General features: G+C 55.6%; 17 protein-coding genes. 6 read left to right on the top strand and 11 right to left on the bottom strand.

Going from position 1 to position 22,314, the window contains the following annotated elements; all coding sequences use genetic code 11:
* Positions 1-77 precede the first annotated feature (77 nt).
* On the top strand, positions 78-1,202 hold the full coding sequence (locus K1718_RS10955; RefSeq protein ID WP_265684423.1) for a class I SAM-dependent methyltransferase: 1,125 nt from the start codon (positions 78-80) through the stop codon (positions 1,200-1,202).
* Here K1718_RS10955 and K1718_RS10950 read toward each other — a convergent pair.
* The 3 genes from K1718_RS10950 to K1718_RS10940 all read right to left on the bottom strand — a co-directional run bounded on the left by K1718_RS10950 (position 1,199) and on the right by K1718_RS10940 (position 4,760).
* Positions 1,199-3,202 carry a sensor domain-containing diguanylate cyclase gene (locus K1718_RS10950; RefSeq protein ID WP_265684422.1) on the bottom strand — a complete coding sequence of 668 codons (2,004 nt, stop codon included), beginning with the start codon at positions 3,200-3,202 and terminating at the stop codon, positions 1,199-1,201. The two genes, K1718_RS10955 and K1718_RS10950, sit on opposite strands and share 4 nt — an antisense overlap.
* Positions 3,203-3,469: 267 nt before the next feature.
* On the bottom strand, positions 3,470-3,898 hold the full coding sequence (locus tag K1718_RS10945; protein ID WP_152500952.1) for a universal stress protein: 429 nt from the start codon (positions 3,896-3,898) through the stop codon (positions 3,470-3,472).
* Between the two features lie 70 nt (positions 3,899-3,968).
* Positions 3,969-4,760, bottom strand: a complete 792-nt coding sequence (locus K1718_RS10940; RefSeq protein ID WP_265684421.1) for an AraC family transcriptional regulator — start codon at positions 4,758-4,760, stop codon at positions 3,969-3,971.
* Between the two features lie 221 nt (positions 4,761-4,981).
* Between K1718_RS10940 and K1718_RS10935 the strand changes: the two genes are divergently transcribed.
* Positions 4,982-6,208, top strand: coding sequence for an MFS transporter (locus K1718_RS10935; protein ID WP_265684420.1), 1,227 nt, complete (start codon positions 4,982-4,984; stop codon positions 6,206-6,208).
* A 113-nt stretch (positions 6,209-6,321) separates the two neighbouring features.
* On the opposite strand, the gene K1718_RS10930 is transcribed toward K1718_RS10935, so the two are convergent.
* Positions 6,322-6,642 (bottom strand): 2Fe-2S iron-sulfur cluster-binding protein, encoded by a 321-nt coding sequence (locus K1718_RS10930; RefSeq protein ID WP_152500949.1) that lies wholly within the window; start codon positions 6,640-6,642, stop codon positions 6,322-6,324.
* A gap of 146 nt (positions 6,643-6,788) precedes the next feature.
* The gene (locus tag K1718_RS10925; protein ID WP_265684419.1) at positions 6,789-7,151 is read right to left on the bottom strand and encodes an Hpt domain-containing protein; all 363 of its coding nucleotides are present in this window, start codon (positions 7,149-7,151) and stop codon (positions 6,789-6,791) included.
* A 5-nt stretch (positions 7,152-7,156) separates the two neighbouring features.
* Here K1718_RS10925 and K1718_RS10920 point away from each other — a divergent pair, with 5 nt between their 5' ends.
* Both K1718_RS10920 and K1718_RS10915 read left to right on the top strand, forming a co-directional pair.
* Positions 7,157-7,390 (top strand): hypothetical protein, encoded by a 234-nt coding sequence (locus tag K1718_RS10920; protein WP_265684418.1) that lies wholly within the window; start codon positions 7,157-7,159, stop codon positions 7,388-7,390.
* Between the two features lie 609 nt (positions 7,391-7,999).
* Entirely contained in the window at positions 8,000-13,510 is a 5,511-nt protein-coding gene (locus tag K1718_RS10915) for an apolipoprotein A-IV repeat region-like domain-containing protein (RefSeq protein ID WP_265684416.1), read from the top strand.
* A gap of 123 nt (positions 13,511-13,633) precedes the next feature.
* On the opposite strand, the gene K1718_RS10910 is transcribed toward K1718_RS10915, so the two are convergent.
* From K1718_RS10910 to K1718_RS10890, 5 genes are all read right to left on the bottom strand, one after another.
* Positions 13,634-14,167, bottom strand: coding sequence for a MarR family winged helix-turn-helix transcriptional regulator (locus K1718_RS10910; RefSeq protein WP_265684415.1), 534 nt, complete (start codon positions 14,165-14,167; stop codon positions 13,634-13,636).
* 152 nt (positions 14,168-14,319) lie between these two features.
* Positions 14,320-14,925, bottom strand: a complete 606-nt coding sequence (locus K1718_RS10905; protein ID WP_152500944.1) for an ABC-type transport auxiliary lipoprotein family protein — start codon at positions 14,923-14,925, stop codon at positions 14,320-14,322.
* A gap of 25 nt (positions 14,926-14,950) precedes the next feature.
* Positions 14,951-16,945 (bottom strand): MlaD family protein, encoded by a 1,995-nt coding sequence (locus tag K1718_RS10900; protein ID WP_265684414.1) that lies wholly within the window; start codon positions 16,943-16,945, stop codon positions 14,951-14,953.
* Positions 16,946-16,955: 10 nt separating this feature from the next.
* On the bottom strand, positions 16,956-17,765 hold the full coding sequence (locus K1718_RS10895) for an ABC transporter ATP-binding protein (RefSeq protein ID WP_209006895.1): 810 nt from the start codon (positions 17,763-17,765) through the stop codon (positions 16,956-16,958).
* A gap of 8 nt (positions 17,766-17,773) precedes the next feature.
* On the bottom strand, positions 17,774-18,922 hold the full coding sequence (locus K1718_RS10890) for an ABC transporter permease (protein WP_152500942.1): 1,149 nt from the start codon (positions 18,920-18,922) through the stop codon (positions 17,774-17,776).
* 122 nt (positions 18,923-19,044) lie between these two features.
* Between K1718_RS10890 and dgcN the strand changes: the two genes are divergently transcribed.
* Both dgcN and dgcA read left to right on the top strand, forming a co-directional pair.
* Positions 19,045-20,058: an N-acetyltransferase DgcN gene (gene dgcN, locus K1718_RS10885; protein ID WP_265684413.1), complete on the top strand. Its 1,014-nt coding sequence runs from the start codon at positions 19,045-19,047 to the stop codon at positions 20,056-20,058.
* On the top strand, positions 20,055-21,038 hold the full coding sequence (dgcA, locus tag K1718_RS10880) for an N-acetyl-D-Glu racemase DgcA (RefSeq protein WP_265684412.1): 984 nt from the start codon (positions 20,055-20,057) through the stop codon (positions 21,036-21,038). Before dgcN ends, dgcA begins: the two co-directional genes overlap by 4 nt.
* Here the strand turns inward: dgcA and K1718_RS10875 are convergent.
* Positions 21,035-22,201, bottom strand: a complete 1,167-nt coding sequence (locus K1718_RS10875) for an MFS transporter (protein ID WP_265684411.1) — start codon at positions 22,199-22,201, stop codon at positions 21,035-21,037. The two genes, dgcA and K1718_RS10875, sit on opposite strands and share 4 nt — an antisense overlap.
* Positions 22,202-22,314 lie beyond the last annotated feature (113 nt).

Below are 22,314 nucleotides of genomic sequence, written 5' to 3'. Positions count from 1 at the left end.
TGCTCTTGCCCCCAAAAGTCCTTGACGGGTCTCATTGCCGGCACACACACATAGTGCAGATCAGTGGAGTGAATTGCGTGACGGAAACGGACAGACAATCCACGAAAGCGACACAAGCCTCGCATGCCACGACAACCGGGATGGTGGGCGGCGGCTTCTATGATGCGAACTCAGCGCCTCAATGGCGTGCGATTGAAGCTGTCTTTCCACTCATCACAAATGCAATGGCAACTCTTGAAGTTGAAGGTGAAGGGACGATCAGGCTTGCCGACTTCGGCTGCTCAGAAGGGCACAATTCCATTGCGGTCATGGCTGAAGCGCTCGATACCTTGTTGCCTCGCACAACACGTTCCATCCAGACGATCCACTCGGATCTGCCGACAAACGACTTCTCAAAGCTGCTCTTGAACATTCGCTCAGATGGCCGGAGCGTATTTGGCAGCGAAAAGGTCTTTTCCTGCGTTGTGGCGGGCTCCATGTATGACCAGCTGGTTCCCGATGGCTCTCTTCATCTGGCAACAACTTTCAATGCGATTGGCTTCCTCTCGCGCCGTCCCCTGTCACAGTTGCCTGACTACATTTTTCCAAATGGCCCAAGCGCCGTGCGGTCAAACGGGAAGGTTTCCGAAACCGATCGTCAAGCATTTGCCGAGCTTGCCAAACAGGACGTCGCCAGTTTCCTAAAAGTCCGTGCTCGTGAGTTGGCTCCCGGCGGGAAGCTGATTGTGCAGGTCTTTGGACGTGACAGTGATGCGAGCACCAGCGACGGCATCTATGACCTGCTCAATGACGCGGTTCTTGCTTTCGTTGAAAACGGTGAAATCTCAAGAGACGCCTATGCGCGTTATTACCAGCCCGTTTACATGAGGTCGCTGGAAGAATTGACCGCTCCTGCAACCGATCCCTCATACGCGGTTTCAGACTTGTTCAAGCTCGACCAAAGCATGTCCTATGAAGTGCCGGTTCCATTCAACGAAGCGTTTCAGCGAAACGGCAATCTGACAGAGTACGCAGCGCAATACGTCGATTTCTTTCGCGCCTTTACCGAAGCCGTTTTAATAAATGCCCTGCCTGACAGCCCCAGGCGGGACAAGCTCGTTAACAAGGTTTACACCAAGGCGCTGGAGTTGCTGATGGCGAACCCGGACGCATATCCGTTCCGCTACATTGGGGTTGCCATGCTGCTGACTCGGAAAGCCTAGGCAGCATTTTCCTTGTGTGCGACATCGCCTTGTTTCATTGCAACGGTCTCCTGATCTTGTGCAGCATCTTCCCTCAGGAGCTCAAGATCGTCTTCCGTTTCATCAAAATCAGATCTGGCGACCGTGACACGGTTCCGGCCATTGTCTTTGGAAAGGTACAAGGCATCATCTGCGGACTTCATAAGATCCTGAGGTATGCGCCCATGGTCTGGATACCCCGCAACACCGCATGAAACCGTGATTTTCGGCAGGCTTTTTTCGCCGTAACGCACCACGATTTTTTCAATAGCAACCCGGACCATTTCGGCAACGTCTTCGGCGTGAGACAGGGATGTCTCGGGAAGAAGAACCATGAATTCCTCACCGCCCAAACGGCACGGCATTTGATCGCCATCACAGACTTCTTCCAACGTCGATCCAACCGCACGCAACACCATGTCACCTGCATCGTGACCATAGTTGTCGTTGAATTTCTTGAAGTGATCGACGTCAATCGAAACCAGTGAGATCGGTTGTCCATTGTGCTGAGAGCGTTCAAGCCCTGATCTCAACACATCAATGAAATGCCGCCTGTTGAAGAGGCCTGTCAAAGGATCTCTTATCGACTTGTTGTGAAGTTCATCGCGCATGCGCGTATTCGCGATTGCAAGACTCACTTGCTCTGCGGCCATCTGGGCAAGTTTACGCTGAGATAGAAAGTCCTCATCGCTAGCGCCAGCAGCCGGAGAAAGATGCATCAAACCAACGGTTTCTCCATGTGCCAGGATCGGCAAGCAAAGATACACATCGTCTTCAAGATCTGGAGCGACGTGGCTACAGCGGAAACTGACTTCGTTGTCGCCGTAGATATAGGGCCTGCCACGACGCAGTCCCCAGCAGGAGTTGGGGCGAATATGCGCTTCCAGGATACCGCCATTCCAGGTACAAGCTCCGTCCAGCACATCGCGCGAGTTTGAGTAAACATAGACGGCGCCCGCACTGCTCGGCAGCAATTTGGTCATGAACAGGCTGACCATTTCAAACAGCTCGTCCAGCGAGCTGCTCGACTGCAGCCATTCGTTCAGCTCGGACAAAAGGCGAATTTCCCGCGTCAGCTCCGTCTGTCTTTCAATCTCAATGCGTTCCTGTTCCTTGACTCTGATCAGATGCGCCTTGAAAGCCTTGAAAGCGCGGCCGATATCCCCGATTTCATCATTCCGGTCCACGGGCAATTCAGCGTCAAAGTCATTTCTGGAAAGTCGGCGAAGGGCATTCACGACTTCAAGCAAAGGCACACCAATTGCCCACCTTCCGAGCCACATTGCCAACAGGACGGAAAATCCGGCCGCGCCCAACGAAATCAGAATTGTGAAACGTATGGCATTCTGCTCGTGCTTAGCCGCCGCTTTTGCTGCGCTTTCGGCAAGCGCCTGCACGCGGAACAAAAGTTGTTCCAGTTCCATATTGAACTTGGAATGAGTTCCGCTCACCTGCTGCAGCAGGTTCTCCGCTTCAAGGCTGTTACCTCGTTTGGACTTGCTCAGTATTTTGGAAATCGCAACGGAGTAGTCTTCATGCTCTTGACTGATCGCTCTGATGGTTTTCAGAACGGTTTGAAATTCCGTGACCTGTGCCTCTGTGCTCGCAAGTGAAATGCCTTGCTCGGCAATTTCGGCAACGTCGGCGAATTCGCTGGTTATCTTCCCACCCAGGTAGAGGAGCCTGGCTTCTGTCTGGGCCCGTTCCTCTTCGCTTCCGACTTCCCGGCCTTCAATGCCAATCAAACTCATTCTCATCAGACGTTCGACAAGAAATGTCTGCTCAAGCCTGTGGGCCGTAACGTGACCGATTGCATCCGTCAGCGGAACCTCGGCTTCTGCGATGAACTCGATTTCCTGGCCGATTTTCCGGATTTGATAGACGCCAACACCCGACGCGGCGACAACAAACCCGACACAGATCGCGACAATACCCAACAATTTGGCGGTGATTGAATAACGAAAAGCCGAACGCATGCGCATCTTTAACTCCATACCAGCGCACGGAGCTTTACTTAAAGTTGTTAAAATTGACTTATGTAACGCTGAAAATGAAGGTGACAATTTTACCTAAAAATTCAAAACCATCGAAATTATCATTAACAATTCATTTCTGTGTACTACACAGCAAAAGTAATTTCCTCATCATCGACAAGTATGAAGGAAAGACCTGTCCAACGAAGAATGCGCCGCCTCTCTCATCGAGAGCGGCGCACTCCGGGTCATCATCATTAAGCTGGTGTCGGGTCGTCAGCTGCTGCGCAAAACCAGCACCGAACATGGCGCATGACGGACGATGTGTGCTGCGTTGGAACCGATGAAGTATGTTGACAAGCCAGGCTTGTGCGACGTCATCAAAATGAGATCGCAGTCCGACTTCGTCGCCTCTTCAATCACCTCATGATAGACGGACCCCATTCGAACCATCAGGTCGATTGTTCCTTCCGGGACATCCAGTTTCGAACCGATCTGCTCAAGTACCGTTGCAGTTTCCTTGAATTCTCTCTCCTGCCAGCCATCCGGGAGCTGACTGGCAACAAAGCTCTGCACTTCCGGACAGACCGCCATCAAGTGGATCTTGGAACCATAGTCGCGCGCCATTTGTGCAGCTTTTGCAAGCGCTTGCTCTGCAAATGCGGGTTCGCCGGGATCGACGGGAACGAGGATTTTCTTGAACATGGCAAGTCTCCCTGAAGAGTGGTGTTGCCATACTCTTGGCGTTCCATGGCACAATTCGCCATGAGGCAGATCAATCCCCTGAAAGGTCCCCAAAATAGCGGCCCGGCGTTACCCCGAAAGCTTTCTTGAATGTTGAAACGAATGCACTCGGCCCTTCATAGCCGAGTTTATGCGAAACATCTGAGACGCTGCGCCCTGCAGCAAGCAATTCGAGCGCTCTGAACAGCTTCACCTGACGGCACCAGGTCCGGTAATTCAAGCCGGTCTCTGTCTTGATCCGCCTTTCAAAAGAGCGAACGGATGTGGCGCAACGGCCGGCAGCTTCTTCAAGCGAAGGAATATGCGCCGGGCAACGGACCACCGCCTCACACAAATCCCGAAGCCTTGCGTCCTGCGGCATCGGCAACTGCAAGGGGGCGGCCGGCAGCATCTTGAGTTGATCCAAAATCACCGCTGCCAGTCGGCCCGCCGGACCGCCTTCGGTTTCAGATCTCGGGTAGGACATGAACTCCAAAATCAAGGCTCTGAGCAGCGTGGTCACCTGTATCACCTGAGGTGTGGTCGGCAGATCTCTTGCGTAATCAAGTTGAACATAAACATACCGTATCTCGGTCTCGGTGAGGTATCTCGTCTGATGCTCCACACGTGGAGGCAACCAGACCGCACGCTCTGGAGGCGCAAAGAACGTGCCCATCTCGGTGTCGATTGCAATCGATCCCTTGACCACGTGAAACAATTGCGCGCTGTCGTGCGAATGCCAGCCATTGTGACCTATGCCGGCGGGGGCGTTGTTGGCATAACCAATGAGCGGACCCGAAACAGCTCCCACCGGAAACTCTGACAACTCCGGATGAATGGCCATGTACGATCTCCAATCAATCGGTGAGCTTCAAGAATGCGCTGCCCGAACACGTCTTGACACCTCATTTCCTTGTGGTTGAGGCAGTCGCGAAGCTCGTTTCATGCGGCAGTTTTGGCAACTCGGAAACATATCATGACAAAACAGCGCTAACACGCAGTTTCTTTTTGAAGTTAGAAGCAAGTCACTTCGCTGATGGACAGTTTCTCCTCGACGGTTTCTGAATGACCTATTTCACGCAAAATGCCCACCCAAATGAAATCACGGGTTGGCGCTCTCCTGTTGTCTTGTTGATGATCATGGCCGGGGCCATGCAGCTTTCCTTTGCTGCCTGGTGGAACCTGATGAACAATTTTGCGGTCAATGAGCTGGACTTCTCTGGCCGCGAGATCGGAATTCAGCAATCCATCCGCGAGATTCCGGGCTTCCTGAGTTTTTTGGCCGTTTATCTGCTCTTCGTCATGCGCGAGCAAACACTTGCCTATTTATCCTTGCTTTTGCTCGGGTTCGGGGTTGCCATAACCGGCTATTTCCCAACAGCGATGGGCTTTTACATAACCACGCTGATCATGTCGATCGGCTTCCATTATTACGAGACGATGGCACAGTCGCTGTCTCTGCAGTGGCTGCCCAAGGCCACGGCAGCAGCAAGCCTGGGCAAGATAATCTCAGTCGGTGCGTTTGCTCAGCTAATCGCCTATGGCCTGATCTTCATTGCGTGGAAGACATTCGATCTGTCGTTTGCGACCGTCTTCGCAATAGCGGGTGGATTGACCCTTATTGTGCTTGCTTTCCTGGTGATGGCCTACCCGCACTTCCGGGAAGGCGTGCCGCAGCACAAGAAGCTTATTCTGAGAAAAAGGTATTGGCTCTACTACGCCCTCACCTTCATGGCCGGTGCCCGCCGGCAGATTTTTACCGTCTTTGCCGGTTTCCTCATGGTCGAACGTTTCGGCTATGACGTCCACGAAGTGGCTGCTCTGTTTCTGCTCAATGGCGCATTCAACATGGTGCTGGCCCCGAAGATCGGCAAGCTGATTGTACGTTTTGGAGAGCGAAAGGCGCTGATTCTGGAATATATTGGTCTGATCGGGGTCTTTGTCTGCTACGCCTTCGTGACCAACGCGACACTGGCGGCAAGCCTCTACGTGATCGACCATGCGTTCTTTGCGATTGCGATCGCGATCAAGACCTATTTCCAGAAGATCGGTGATCCGGCGGATATTGCCCCGACCGCCGGTGTTGCCTTCACCATCAACCACATTGCAGCGGTGTTCATACCGGTGCTGTTCGGTTTCATCTGGCTCATTTCGCCAGCAGCCGTTTTCCTGGCCGGTGCCGCAATGGCTGCAATCAGCCTGTTCCTGGCCACGATGATCCCGAGCAATCCGGATGAAGGCAATGAGGTCGATTTCTGGTTTCGCAAGCAATCAGCCCAGCCGGCCGAATAACGCACCTGGGACAAGCTGACACCAACAGCGAGTTCGAGGCTGCGTCTATCGCAGCCCCGTGACCCGAAAATCGTCAATCAAACACTGAAAACAGATCGCGCGAAGACGAACGATCAGGCCTGCCGTTCAGGGACATGGACAACCAGTCCGTCCAGCTCTGCAGACACCTGGATCTGGCAGGAAAGGCGCGAAGTCGGCTTCACGTCATACGCAAAGTCCAGCATGTCCTCTTCCATCGGCTCCGGAGAACCGGTCTTTGAAGACCAGGCATCATCGACATAAACGTGGCAGGTTGCGCAGGCGCACGCGCCACCGCACTCGGCCTCGATGCCCTGCACCATATTCTTGATAGCGTTTTCCATCACCGTGGAGCCTTCGGCGGCTTCAACTTCGGTCCGGTTTCCGTCTGCGGTGATAAAAGTGATCTTTGGCATATGTCGCGTCCAAGCCCTAGATTGCGGTTCCAGCTGCCCCGAAATAAAGCTTCCGTGCAAAAGGTCAAGGACCATGCAGACCTCAGAGGTGTGCATGCGACGAAATCGACCGCTTGGATCGTGCTCAGCGCTTGGCGGGCTCCCGCCTACCCTTCCAGCAGATCCCTGATGTACTTGTTGGCCTCGTCCACCGCTGCAACAAGACCTTCAGTGGCTGCATCCTTTGTCGATTGCATCTTGCCCTCAAGGTTCTCGCAAACGGTGGCAACGCGATCGGCGCCGATCGCACGGGCGGATCCTTTAAGGGTATGCACAAGGTCGAGGCGAACCGACTTTTCCGTTTCCTGAGCGAGCCGTTCCAGCGTGGAACATGACTGTGACTTGAAAAGATGCAGAACCTGGACTTCCAGATCACGGTTTCCAAGGGTGTTGGTCGCCAGTTGCACCAGATCGATGGGTGCTTCCGGTGCGACCCGGCCGGCAACGCGGGCCATGGATGAAGGGGCCATGAGGGGTGCTCCAAAATACTCAATACCTGCCTGACGGCACCCGGCCGCAAGCAATTTCTGGTATTGAGCGTGCCCTCCAAGCCGCAAACACCGGGTTAAATCAGCTCGTCAAAGGCGCAGAAGCGGCTGATGTCCCCAAAAAATTGAAATCTTGGTTAACGCAGTTTCAGTCAGCACTTAAAGAGAGATTAAAAAAGTCCTTGCAATTCCGTCATTTCCCCGAAGTTGCAATTTCCTGAATTCAGGTTCCGCCGTTAACTTTTTCCCTTTTTTTGACTTGCGGAAAGCACATCAATCGCGGCAGGCGTCAGCTTGCAAACGAGCCAGTCAGGCTTGATTGGGTTGGAAAACCAAGGCTCTGCCCAGCCTGCCTCTATACAGGCACGGATGGTGCGGGCTGGAATTTCCCGCCCGTTATCGTCGAAGAGCGGCAGCTTGCCACCCGGTTGCGAAAGGCCTTTTTTCAACCAACGCTTTTGGGGAGCCGTCAGATTACCCGCTTTAAGCGAAGCGGAAACTGCTCCTTTTCCAGTGTCTTTCGAGACTCTGACCTGCTTCGATTCCGGCATTCAAACTGCCCCCTAAGTGACTCACGCTATTGCCGTTTCTTGTTCGTTAGGAGAGATTGTGCCATTACAGTAACTGATGCGGCAAGATGGGGAGTGAACCGTCGAACGGAAAGTTCGCGGTCGGTCAGCGGCGGCCCTCCTCTAAGAACAGATTTTGTGGCGTTGCATTCTGTGTAACAGCCCCAGAAGCGACGCATCCGGTAGGTACTGTTTGGAGCTGCTTTTGCAGCTTCGCTGAAATACCGGTGTGTAATGAGTACGGACGTGAGGCGATCCTAAATGGCAAATCCGACAAAGGCGAAAGATCCGGCGGAAGCGGCACTGTCTGCGGTTGAAGAAGCCCTGAAACTCGATTTCGGTGGCCCTGAAGCCGGGACTGCGGAAGCGGCACCTGAGGCGAGCGCAGCAGCTGATGCAGAGCCAGCGCGCAGTCAGCAGGCGGACAACCGGTCATCCCAGCGCGAGGAGCGCCAGTCCCGCAGGCGTGGTCGCGGCGGACGACCGCCGGCAGCCAATGACGATCGTCGGAACATCGGCAGTCTTATCTATGCACTTCAGCGCCGCCCCTCTTCGGCACCGTTCTGGGGCGCTCTCGCCCTGAGTGCCGTGTGGGCAGCGCTCGGCGGCAGTCTCTTCATGACCGCCTTTTCCGACAAGGTCTCTTCGCTCACTGATCCGCAGGTACTAACGTCTTCACCGGAAGTCATCCTGGCCATCGTCGGAATTGTCGTCCCCATTATCTTCTTCTTTGTCATGGCCATGATGATCTGGCGCGCGCAGGAAATGCGCATCGTCGCCCGTGGTATGACCGAAGTCGCCTTGCGCCTTGCTGAACCAGAAGATATGGCGAAGGAATCCATTCTCAGTGTCGGCCAGGCCATCCGCCGCGAAGTAGCGGCCATGGGCGACGGCATCGAAAGGGCGATTGCCCGCGCAAGCGAGCTGGAAGTCCTCGTGCACAATGAGGTTTCCTCACTCGAGCGCTCTTACAATGACAATGAGCTAAAAATCCGCGGCCTGATCGAGGAACTGGTCAGCCAGCGCGAATCCATCGTCATGAATGCCGAGCGCGTTCGTGAAACCATTGCCGGAGCGCATGAGAAATTCTCCTCGCAGCTGTCCGACACATCCGGTGAACTGGGAACAACGGTCGATCAGGCCACTCAACGCCTGACTGACGCAGTCAACAATCGCGTGGAAGAGCTTACCGCGACCGTCGACTCGCGCATTGAATCTCTTGGTGCAACCCTGAATGCCTCCGGCAACGAACTGGTCGACAGCCTGACAGTGCGCGCAGAAGACTATGTTGCCCGCCTGTCCAGCACCGGCAATGAACTGGTCGACAACCTGGCCGAAACCGGCTCCACAATGTGGGAAACGCTCTCGACACGTGGCAACGAAGTCAACGACCGGTTTGCCGATACCGCAAATACGTTTGTTGAGACACTTTCCGCCCGCAGCACCGAAATCAACGACACGATGACCACGTCCAGCACGTCGGTGATCGACACGTTGAGCAGCAAGGCGGACGAGTTCCGGCTTACTCTGGAAACAACCGGCAATTCCGTCGGCGAAGTGATCACCCAACGCGGTGAAGAGATCAACGCAAACCTGTCCCTGACGTCAGGACGCCTGATCGACACAATCACTTCCCGCACTGAAGAGCTGGTGTCCACGGTCGACACACGCGTCAACACGCTCGATCAGTCTCTCGCGGAGACGGGAACCCGGGTCGTCGACAGCATTTCCGAAAAAGGTCAGGCAGTCACCGACACCATTTCCATCCGGGGCGCTGAAATCGTCGAAACGCTGTCCAGCCGCTCAACCGAGGTTGCTGAAATCCTGCGCGGGACAGGCGAAAGCATTGTGGTCGATCTGTCGCTGCGCGGCGGTGAGATTGCATCCAAGCTGGATGAAACGGCCGGTTCTCTCACCCAGACCATTTCCGTTCGCGGTGGTGAATTGGCGGAGAAGCTCGATACGATTTCCGAGCGGATCTACACCGCAATTTCGATCAATGGCGCCGAGCTTGATGAGCGTTTGACCGCTCGCAGCAACGAAATGGCGACCATGCTCGAGCAGCAGACGGTCGGTTTCCGCGACACGCTGGAAGGCGTCTCCACTCAGTTTGCTGCAAGCCTCGGCGAACAGACTGGTAACCTGACACACAAACTGGCTGAAACCGGCACACAGCTGGCTGAACTCATCGGCAGCCGCGGCGACCGCGTGGCAGGTGATATCAACCAGATCAGCGGCAAGATCGCAGAAACACTGGAAGTGCGCGGACTGGCCCTCGAAGAAGGCCTTTCAACACGGCTTACCGAACTGGAATCCATCGTCACCGACAAGGGCGGTCAACTGGTCGACGCGTTCGATACCAAGACGCTTCTTTTGTCCGAAGCGCTCGATTCACGCCTGTCCACACTCGATACGACGTTCGCATCGCGCATCGACACGATGGACGCATCGCTCGGCAATCGCCTCACCGCGATGGACACCTCTCTCGACCAGCGTTTCTCAACCATGGACGCAACGCTCACCGACCGCATCAGCACCATGGATGCATCGTTGGAACAGCGCGTCGGATCTCTGGACAGTTCGCTTAGCGAGCGTATCGCCACGATGGACTCTTCGCTCGGCAGCCATATCAACACGTTGGACCTGACGCTGGATCAGCGCACAGCTGCCTTTGAAGCAACCCTCGAAGCCCGCACCCAGATCCTGTCCGACGCCATCGAGAACCGGACGACCGGGATCAGCGAAGCGCTGGAAGAAAAGACCCGCAACATCACCGACGTTCTGGCGGACCGCTCCGATGCGATCACGTTGCAACTCGGTCAGCGGATCGAATCTGCCGGCAATACGCTTGCCGACCGCGCCGAGGAAATCGGTCAGAACCTGTCGACCCGTGTTGATGGTGCCGCGACGGCAATGGCCGACAAGGCAGAGCTCATTTCGGCTTCAATGACCAGCGGCACCGATCGTATCGATGAAACTCTGGATGCACGTGCGCGTCAGATTTCCGAAACGCTTATTTCCCGCACAAAGGAAATCGCCCAGGCCTTTGTGGAAGGTCAGGACGAAATGACGTCGGCGCTCGACAACAGACTTGCTGAAGCCGGCAACGTCCTTGGCAAGCAGAGTGAACAACTGACGGAGTCCCTTTCTGAGCGCATTGCGGAAATCAACGTTTCGCTCGGTGCCAAGGTGTTCGAAGTTGCTGAAACACTCGACAGCCGCGCAACGCAGCTGGAAACACTCCTCAACGAACGCCTGGAGAGCATCTCGGGCACACTCACTGGAGAAAGTGAGCGTGCACGGGATATCCTGACGGCCGTGATCTCCGAAGCTGGCGCCACCCTGTCCACCGAGAGCACACGTCTGCGCGATGTGGTTCAGGAAGCGGTCACAGCTGCAGTTCAGACACTTGCCGACGAGCGCACGAAAACCGTCGAGATTGTTGACGGCGCCTTGAACCAGGCGACCGAAAAGCTCACCGGCGAAGGCGATCGCATGCGTCAGATCGTTCTGGGCTCCGTTGGCGAAGCGCGCGGTGTGCTGGCCGGCGAGAGCCAAAAAGCAGCTGATGCGGTTACAGCAGCGATGCAGCAGGCGACCGGGGCAATGTCCGGCGAAAGCGGCAAGATCCGCGAGCTGGTTTTGGCCGCAGTTACCGATGCAGCGCGGGCCATGGGCGCCGAGAGCGAAAAAGCCCGCACGCTCTATGCCGGTACGCTGGCCGAATTCACAGGATCCCTCACCGGCGAAAGCGAGAAAGTTCGCGGCGAACTGTCCGGTCTGATTGCCGAAATCTCCGGCAACCTTTCGGCGGAAAGCGAACAGGCACGCCTGACCCTGGCAAAGACACTGGAAGAAATCCGTGGCCAGATGTCGAACGAAGCTGGCATGGTCCGCGCCCGCGTCAACAGCGCGGTTGCGGAAGCCGCCGATCTTCTGGTTGGCCGTGGAAACGAAGTGGCGAACGAGCTGCTGAGCAAGGCCACCAGCTTGAACGAGGCGTTTGGCGCACGTTCCGGCGAGTTGGCCAAGATTGTTGGCGCGGATGGCAACGAGTTGATCAACGCGATCGAAACCCGTGCCAACGACCTCACCGGCCGTCTCTCGGAAGTCCACAACGCCATCCTTGAGGCCATCACCGTCAAGGGTCGCGATGTCACTGACACATTTGCCCACACTGGCCTCGACGCGACCCGGTCGCTCGTCGAAGCAGGTGACCGGATTGTTGCCAGCATCAACGAGCGCAGCGATCAGGCCACGACGCTGCTTACCGACACAAAGCGCAGGCTGGAAGCGGATGTGACCGAGATCCTCAACAAGATCGAGGACTCCAACTCCAACCTCCAGACAATCGTCAGTGTCGCTGGCGAGAACCTGACGGAAGTGGAAGGCAATCTGGCACGTCGTGCAGGCGAGTTCCGCTCCGCCGTCGATCGCGCCGTACAGGAAACCAACTCCACAACATCGCTGATCGGCGAACAGGTTTCCAATCTGCGGGATGTTACAGACACGACCCTTGCCGATATCCGGAACCTGACCGGCCGCTTCACCGACCAGTCAGAAGAACTGACCAAGGCTGCACGTCACCTGGAAGACACAAACAGCTCCGTGGAGAGCCGTGTTTCCGAACGTCGCACAGCCATTGAGGATGTTGCCGACACGTTGCTGGCAAAAACGGAGGCGGTTGATACGCTGATGCGGTCCTTTACGCAGACGCTGTCGGAAACGCTTGAGTCAGCTGACGACAAGGCCCGCGATGCGGCCAACATGCTGGGTGCAGCAGCAGAAGCTGCATCCAAACAGGTTGCCGAGCAGTTTGAATCGATGCGCCTGACGGCAGGTATGGAAGGCCAGAAGGCAAGAGACGCCATCCGGTCGGCTCAGGATGACATCATCTCTGAGATGACCCGCACCGTCAGCGACGCTTCCGAACGCTTCAACGATGCTGCCGGCCGCATGCGTGACGTTGCACGCGAAGTGCATCACGAGCTGGAGGCAACGCGCAGCGAACTCAAACAGGGCGTTCTTAATCTGCCGGATGAAGCGGAAGAGTCTTCTGCAGCCCTCCGCAAGGTGGTCAACGAGCAGATTCGCGCCCTGACCGAGCTTTCAGAGATTGTCGCAAAACAGTCCAATGCTCTGGATATCTCTAAGCCCCAGGCTCAGGCAGCAACGGCGAGTGCGGCCCCCGCCCCGCAACCGGCTCCACAGCCAGCTCCGCAAGCTGCCCCGGCAAGCTTTGCTCCGATAGCGCCTGCAAGCGAGCAGCGCCCGCAGCAAACACGCCCGGCCGAGCCACGCCGTCAAAAACCGGCCCCGGCTGCCAGTGGCGGTTCAAGCGGCAAAGGATGGGTTGCGGATCTCTTGCGCCGTGCCTCGAGTGACGACGATGCCGGCTCTGACACAGACTTGAGCCGGACACCGCTGCAGACTGTTGAAAGTCTCAACTCGCTTTCCGTCGACATTGCACGTGCAATTGACCACGAGACATTCATTGACTTGTGGAACCGCTATCGCGCTGGTGAAAGGCACGTGTTTACACGCCGCCTCTACACCCTTCAGGGCCAGCAGACCTTCGACGAAATTCGTCAGAAGTATTCCCGCGACCCTGAATTCCGGACTGCAGTAGAGCGTTATGTTGCGGATTTCGAGCAATTGCTGGCTCAGGTTTCCCGCAACGACCGTGACAACATGCTAGGCCAGACATACCTGACCTCCGACACCGGCAAGGTCTATACAATGCTGGCACATGCAAGCGGTCGTCTCGACTGATCAACTTGTAGCCTCGAATATCAAGAAAGGGCGGCCAGTGGCCGCCCTTTTTCTATGAGCCCGTATGGCAACAAAATCAGTTCGCCAAGCGCTGATAAGCACCGGATGTCGCTGTTCAATCAATCAGGTGATGGGACCTTCGGACGGGTCTGAAAGATTGCTCTTGATCCGATCAATCACTCTCAGGAAATCTGCAATGTCCTGATCGGTCAAACCAGCAAGCATCTGTCTCTCGACGGCTTTGAGTTTCGGAGCGAGAGCCTGAAAGACCTCCCTGCCTGTAAAGGAAAGCTCAAGCAGAAAACTTCGGCCATCGGCAGCATTGGTTTCACGTGTCAGAAAACCGCGTTCTTCCATGCGTTTGACAGCTCGACTTACAACGACTTTGTCCATACTGGAGCGCGTCACGATTTCTGTTGCCTGCAAGCCAGTCGTCGCGGAACCGAGGATCGCCATAATCCGCCACTCAGCGGGCATCATGCCATAGTCCCGCTGGTAAATTGCTGCCAGTGCTCTTGTGACATCGGCATAAAAAACACGCACCTGATAGGGAAAGAAACTCTCCAGATCGAACTCTGAAGATTGCTGTTGATCTTTGCAGGGACCTTTCGTCAGGCTGCCTTCTTTGTCAGCGTCAGTTTCGCGTGACCTTTTCATTGCTGTCCACTAAGCTCGGTTGTTTTCTGCAGTCATATTACAGGCGGCTTAGTTACATCTGCAACTTGATCGCTTGTAGATGACACAGGCTTCTGGCTGCGAAGGCGTGAGCTTGTTCGCTGAAGCGGAATATCGAGAACTGAATACCCTCGTCACACGTTGCGAAGCGTCCAGGCAGCCATCTCTGCAAAAACGCGATCGGCTGACGAGTTCATGGCTTCAACAGCCTTGTCGACCGAAGTGCTGCCAGACGGGGTCTCCGCGCGGAAAACCTTGGTCGCGACAGTACGTCCATTGCGATCGTTCACCACCCGGGCCGAAATCTCCACAACACCGCGATTGGCACCTTCGACCTTGAGTTCAAATGCCCTGATTTCCGTCTGCAGTTGGTAGTCGATCAACAGACCATCGCCGGGCAGCCCGACTCCTCGCAGACGGCCGGTATTCTGGAGCGTCTCCACCAGTTTCAACTGGACCACATTGGGCAAGGTGTCAGCCCATGCGCTGTTCGGGAAATAGCTGTAGATCGGTCCCTTGTCGACAACCGCTATATAACTTGTATCGAGCGCCTTCAGCGCTCTGGGAGCAGCCACAAGCACCTGAACCCTGCTCGAGCGGCCAGCCGAACCACCGACATCAGCAGCCTCGATGCTGTAAAACGCTGAAGGTGCAGAGCTTGTACAACCGGACACAAGCACACCAAGCCCGAGCGCGCCAAGTACGCGCCTACGGCTTATGTCTGTGGTTGCCTTTGTCATTTACCCCGCCTTCTTTATCTTTTTGTCAGCGCCGCCGGCCACCTGAGTAGGTCGGCACATCCTCGCCGCCAAAGATCACCCTGTTGGGACTGCGCTCAAAGCTTTCTGCTGCTCGTTGAATGGAAACCAGCGTCCGGTTGAGCTGCGCCAGTGCGGAGGCAAAGTCGGTTGAACCCTGGGTGGCGAATTTTGAAAGACCGCCCGCGATGGAATCAGCCCGGCTTTCAAACGCCACGGCCACTTTCCGGATGGCCTGCGCGGCAAGCGTTGCTTCCTTGATGAGGCCTTCACCATCGCCGTCCACCATTGTCGACACTTTCTCAACCAGGCTTTCCACCCGAACTGACGTTGAGTTCAAAGTCGCCGTCATCTGTTTGGCATCGGTGATGATCTGGTCAACATCAGGCGTGCGCTTGGAAAGGTTGGCGGTCATCTGTTCGACATTGTCTGCAGCCCGACGAGCACTCTCCAGGATCGCCGGTATCCCGTCTTCCTGATTGGCCAGACCGGCGGCGGTCGTCTCGACGGAACCGACGATGTTGGCGACTTTTTCAGGATCCACTGCAATCAGCAATTCGTTTGCGGTTTCAAGCGTCGTGGAAAAGCGCTCTGCAGCAGCCTGCACATCGGTGATCAATGCAGCAATCCGGTCATCCTGACCACGTACAGTCGCAGAGACGGCTTCAAAATTCTGAACCGTTGACTTGGTGGAAGCGATGATCTCGTTGATCTGGCTCTGCTGATTGTTGAAATTGTCGATCACGCTGGCCACACCGTCGACAGCGTTTTCAACCGTTTCCGGGTCAACGCTTGCCAGGATTTCATCAACACGCACCAAAGACGCATTCATGCCTTCGGTGAAGGAACTCACGGAATTGACAACCTCTTCAATCTGGAGCGGGTCAATAGCAGCGGCAATCTCGACACCGCGTGTCATGATGGCATCCACTTTCACCACCACGTCGCGTCCGCCTTCGATGATTTCCTTGATGGCACCATCCTGCTTTTGAATGGTTTCGACGATTGCGTTGACGTTGTGCATTGTCTCGCTGGTCGAAACGATCAGCTTTTCAATGTCCCCGGTGCGCTTTTCAAGCACTTCGCCAAGTGCGGCCGCACCCTTCATGACCTTCTCGACTTCTTCCGGCTTGACGGCCTCGACAACCTGGTGGACCTGATCCAGGCCTTCGTTCAGCTTTTTTGTGAAGTTTTCCAGTTCCTGGGCCGCTCCCTGGGCATCAGCCATCAACAGGTCAATATCCTTGCTGGCTTTGCCGAGGCTGGCGGAAAACTCCGTGAGGTCGTCAACAATGGCCGTAACCTTGTCGGAGGGCACGGCGGCCAACAACCGTTCTCCCTGGTCAACCAGCCCTTCCATGCGACCGGCGAGACTTGAGAAGGCATCGGATGCTTTTCCGATACTGGCCATGAAATCCTTCACGCCGTCGGAATTGGCTGCCAGTGCCGCTGAAAATGTCTCGGCGTTCGTGATGATTTCGGTTATCGCCGGGCGGTTTTCTTTCAACAGGTCGTCGATGGTTTTCATCGTCGAGTCCGCACGTTTCAAAACGTCGCGGGCACCATCGACGATGTCATCGAAGAAGGAGCGTTCGGCATAAATCACCGGTACCTGCTCGCTTTCCTGATTGAGCAGCAATGGCGAAGAACTCGACCCACCGCTCAAGTCGACATAGGCAACACCGGTAAGACCCGTGAAATTCAACGTTGCCTTGGTGTCTTCGTGCAGCGGAGTATTCGGGTTGATACGGACAGTGGCGACGACCTTTGTTGGGTCGCCCGGTGCAAAATCGAGGGATTTGACGTCACCGACCTTGATGCCGTTGAAAAGCACCTGACCACCGACAGGCAATCCTGTCACGGGACCGGGATAAACAATCTTCAACTCAACATTCTGTCTGGATTCCGCAGTTACGGCGAGCCAGTACACGAAGCCGAACGCACCGATCAGGGTGGCCACCATGAAGGCACCGATCAGGATGTAGTTCGCGCGGGTTTCCATTCAGTTCAACCTATACTCGGCGCAGCGCCCGCTGCCCCCGGAAATACGCCTCAATCCAGGGATCGTCATTTTTCATCATATCGTCCAGTGTCCCGATGGCCAGAACACGCTTTTTCCCAAGAACAGCAATGCGATCACAGATAGAATGAAGACTGTCGAGATCATGTGTGACCATATAAACGGTCAATCCGAGAGTCGAACTCAAGTTTGCAATCAGCGAATCAAAAGCCGCCGCACCAATCGGGTCGAGACCGGACGTCGGCTCGTCCAGAAACACCAAATCTGGATCAAGTGCAAGAGCACGGGCCAAACTGGCCCTTTTGACCATGCCACCGGACAGTTCGGAAGGTAATTTGTCGGCTGCATCCTGCGGCAGACCAACCAATTCCAGTTTCAATGTCGCCAACTCGTCCATCAATTGTGGCGACAGTTTCAGGTGCTCACGCATCGGCACCTGAATATTCTGTTTGACGGAAAGAGACGAAAACAACGCGCCTTGCTGGAAAAGTACACCCCATCGGCGTTCGATAGCCTTACGTTCATTCACGCTGGCTGTAGAAAGGTCATGGCCGAATACAGAAATCGATCCGGATCTTTTGCGGTTCAGACCCAAAATCGTGCGCATCAGCACCGATTTCCCGGTTCCCGATCCCCCGACGAAGCCCAGCACTTCGCCGCGACGCACGTCGAGATCGAGATCCTGCAGAATGATCTTGCTGCCAAACCCCACGGTGACGTTCCGAACGGACAGAACATTGCCGGCGCCTTCACTCGTATCGGCAGGCGTATTCTCAGTACTTACAGGAGCAGTCAGCGTCATGGCCTGGATCATACTCCAATCGCAGCGAAGAATATGGCGAAGAACCCGTCCACAACAATAACGAGGAAGATCGCCTTCACGACGGACATGGTGGTGTGGCGGCCAAGCGATTCTGAAGATCCTTCAACCTTCAGGCCTTCGACACAGGCAATAAGGCCAACGATCAACGCCATAAACGGCGCTTTCACAAGTCCAACAACAAGCGTTTCAGTTGTGATCGCGGCCTGAAGCTGCGTGAGGAAAGCTGCTGGCGGGATATCGAGGTAAGCCCATGTCACCAGCCCGGATCCGAATAGCGCCGACATGTCGGCAACAAAGGTCAGAATCGGAAGCGCAATCATGAGCGCCAGAATACGTGGCAAAACGAGCACTTCCGTGACGCTGAGGCCGATCACATGGAGCGCATCCACCTCTTCCTGCATGCGCATTGCACCAAGCTCCGCGGTGAACGCGGAACCGGAACGGCCTGCGACCATGATCGCGGTCAATATGACCCCGATTTCCCTGAGCACCAGAATACCGGCCAGATCAACCACAAAGATGTCTGCGCCAAATTGCCTGAGATAAAAACCGCCCTGCTGGGAAATAATGGCACCGATCAAAAAACTCATCAGAGCAACGATCGGAACAGCGCCGATACAGCTTCGGTCGAACTGGACAGCAATTGAAATGCTGCGCAGACGCTTGGGATGCAAGAGTACCGTTGACAGAACCAAGCCGAGCGACCCCAGGATGTGGAGCATTGCCATGGCGTCCTTGCCGGCATCGACCATCTGACGACCGGTGGCTTCCAAAAATCCGGCGATCGAAAAGACACTTCTTTCAGGCCGGTAGCTCGGAGGGTGGTGACGATCAATCTCATCGAAAAGCGTTTGGCGAATGGGTGTAACGCCCGTCAAACCGACCCTGCGTCCCTCAAATTCCAGTCTGCCGCGCGTCCTGTGAATGAGCCAGGCACCACTCGTATCCAGATGCTCAATTTTGGAAACATCTATACAGGTCAGCCGATCCTTGCCGACATTCAGTTTTTCAATGAGCTTTTCAGCGTCGCCGATTGTGCTGACGGTCCAGTCGCCCGACAGCGCCAGAAACTGGTGCTCCGGACCATCCGCTTCAAACTCCATATCCGGTGCAATGTTCTTTTCCAGGAATGCCATTGCGGATGGCTGCCCCCTTGCCGCTACTCAATCATCCTCCGTATACCTGATTGAAAAGATCAGGTCACGGCCTCATAAAGGAGGCTTCGATTTCTACCAACAGCCACCTGAAAGCGTAACACATGGAAATTGCCCGGCCTTATCTGTTGTTTCTTGGGGACGTTCCCGATGCCCTGGCGGCGAAGACCGCGACTGGTATTGTTGACTGGCGTAAAGACTGGTGCGTTGGTCAGGTGCGATTGCAAGGTTGCGCGGCCGATACGGGCCTGCCTGACATGTCGATCGGTGAAGGCAAGGCTGCCGGTGCACAGACACTGGTAATAGGTGCCGTCAACGCAGGGGGCCGGCTGCCGGATCACTGGGTGACCTCCATCGTTGAAGCTCTTGATGCAGGTCTTGATGTTGCTTCCGGCCTCCATGTGCGGCTCGGCGATATTGAAGCCATCAAAGAGGCGGCAGAAAGAAACGGTCGCCAGCTGCACGATGTCCGGCTGAACACCATGACTTTTGCTACCGGCAAGGGCACCAAACGCTCTGGCAAGCGCATTCTCGCTGTGGGCACGGATTGCTCGGTCGGCAAGAAATACACCGCCCTTGCAATGGACAAGGCCATGAATGCCCGCGGTTACGACAGTTCGTTCTGTGCTACCGGCCAGACTGGCGTCTTCATTTCCGGCCGAGGCACAGCGCTGGATGCGGTGATTGCAGATTTTATCGCAGGTGCCGCAGAATGGCTTTCGCCTGAAACAGACGACAACGCCTGGCAGATCATTGAGGGACAGGGGTCCCTGTTTCACCCTTCCTTTGCCGGTGTCACGCTCGGTCTCCTCCACGGGTCACAGCCGGACGGGTTCATCGTGTGCCATGAACCGACCCGCACGAAAATGCGCGGGGTCGAAACCCCGTTGCCAAGCATTCAGGACGTCATTGACCTGACCATCCAGTGTGGCCGATTGACCAATCCGGACATCCGCTGCGTCGGGATAGCGGTAAACACAGCCGCGCTCGACGAAGACGAAGCACAGGCCTATCTCGCGAAAATCGGCGAAAAACACGGTCTGCCAGCAACAGACCCAGTCCGGTTTGGGATGGAAGCAATTGTCGACAAGGTTTCTGCCGAGTTTGGTGCACCATGAGTTTGTCAGTTGAGTTGGTCGCCGAGCGGTTTGAAATCGCCGGAGGGTTTAAGATATCGCGTGAAACGCGAACGCATGCACAAGTTGTTATGGTCACCGTCAGCGACGGCACATCGACTGGCCACGGCGAATGCGTTCCCTACCCTCGCTATGGAGAGTCACTTGAGAGCGTTCAAACGCAAGTCGAGGAGATTGCCCCTCTTCTGAAAGAAGGGTTGTCGCGAGAGGCTTTGCTCAAGACCATGCCTGCTGGGGCTGCCAGAAACGCTGTCGATTGCGCGCTCTGGGACTTTGAGGCCAAACGTTCGGGCCGATCCGCTGCCACGATTGCCGGGTTGGGTACTTTGAAGCCTGTCACGACGGCCTTCACCATCAGTGTCGACACACCCGACATCATGGCGGAAAAGACCGCAGCAGCTGCTCATCGCCCGCTGTTGAAGGTCAAGCTTGCAGGTGCGGGAGACGACGAACGCATAGCTGCCGTTCGTGCTTCTGCACCGAACAGCACCTTGATTGTCGATGCAAATGAAGCCTGGGACGAAAGCTGCTTTGACAAAAACATGTCGGCTTGCAAGGCGGCAGGCGTTGCCCTGATCGAGCAGCCTCTTCCCGCCAAAGGTGACGAGTTGCTGGCAGACGCAAATCATCCTGTGACCCTCTGCGCCGACGAAAGCCTTCATCCTGGAAAAGGCGTTGACGAACTCCGCCGGAAATACGATGCGGTCAACATCAAGCTCGACAAGGCCGGTGGACTGACTGCAGCGCTTCAGCTTGTTCAGGAAGCAAGGGCAATGGAATTCAAGGTCATGATCGGCTGCATGCTCGGCACGTCCCTTGCGATGGCGCCAGCGGTGCTGATTGCACAGGGTGCTGATTTTGTAGACCTGGATGGCCCTCTTCTTCTGGCCCGTGACCGGTCTCCAGGTCTTCATTTTGATGGAAGTACGCTTTACCCGCCACAGCCTGAACTCTGGGGCTAGCCGAATTCCGTGCGTCGGCGCACCAACGGCGTCAGCGCGAGCATGAAGAGCGTACCGGCAAGAGCCACCAAAGCCATTAGGTAAAATGGCCAGTCTGGATTGAGATCATAAAGCGCCCCGCAGACGCTTAGTCCAATGGCCATCTGTATACCGACCGAAGTCGCCAACAAACCTTGCCCGGTTCCAGCCCACCGGCTGGGCACGACCTTGGCAAGAATAGCCACGGCCCCAAGATGTGCTGCGCCGAAACTCAATCCATGCAGAAGTTGCAGTGCCGCCATTGTTTCCAGCGTCTCGGCAAACGGAAACAAGCCCCACCGGACCACCGCTGCCGCGCCGGCTGCAAACAGGAAAACCGGAGGATCAAAACGCTGCGCCAACTTGCCGGCGATTGCAAACAGACCGATTTCTGCAACAACGCCAATGGCCCAGAGCCCTCCGATTGCCAGGTCGGGCACATTTTTCGCTTGCCAGTAGAGCGTCCCAAAACCATAGAACGCGGCGTGACTGGCCTGAAACAGCCCCAGAACAATCAAGACAGGCCAGAACCACACCGTTCGAAATGGTGTCGGAGCGTCCTCCCTATCCGCTTGGGCGGCGTGTTCATCGCGTCGCTGTCTTGGCAAGCTCATGACCACAGCACATGTGGCAAGGCTTGCGCCACAAATCGCGACAACCAGCAGCCAGGCCGACCCTTCTGACGTCAGCGCTCCACCAGCAAGCGTTGCAACTACAAATCCTGCTGATCCCCAAAGTCTCATGCGCGCATAGTCGGCCCCCGTGTTGCGTTGAACATCCAGCGCGTAGGCATCGCTCAATGGAACGATGGGAGCGTTCATCACCATAAAACCGATGACCGCGACACCGAGCATCACAAGACCGCCCGGGAGAAAGAAAAGTGCAAGAAATCCCGCGCCCACAAGAGAGTAGATCATAACCGAGAAACGTCGCTGGCCAGACCTGTCGGACAGATTCGAAAGGATCGGGCTTGCTCCAATACGAGAAATCGTACCGATTCCCAGAATTAATCCGATTTCAACCGGACTTAAGCCCTTCAAACCGAGAACAACCGGGAAAAACGGCAGGAACAGGCCAAATCCAAAAAAATGGCAAGCAAACAGTGCAGAGACTCTTGCACCAATAGGGAAAGAAATGTGTGACATGAAAACCCGGTAAAGAGGTCACCGCAAAAAGATGTTAACGATTTTCATCTTACTCTTTGGGCGAAGTTGACCGTGTTACGGCAACCAACGACCCTTAGGCAAGTTGAGATTCG

Origin of the sequence: Roseibium porphyridii (genome assembly GCF_026191725.2) — a bacterium.
Taxonomy (GTDB): Bacteria; Pseudomonadota; Alphaproteobacteria; order Rhizobiales; family Stappiaceae; genus Roseibium; species Roseibium porphyridii.
This window is presented reverse-complemented; position numbering and strand designations above follow the sequence as displayed.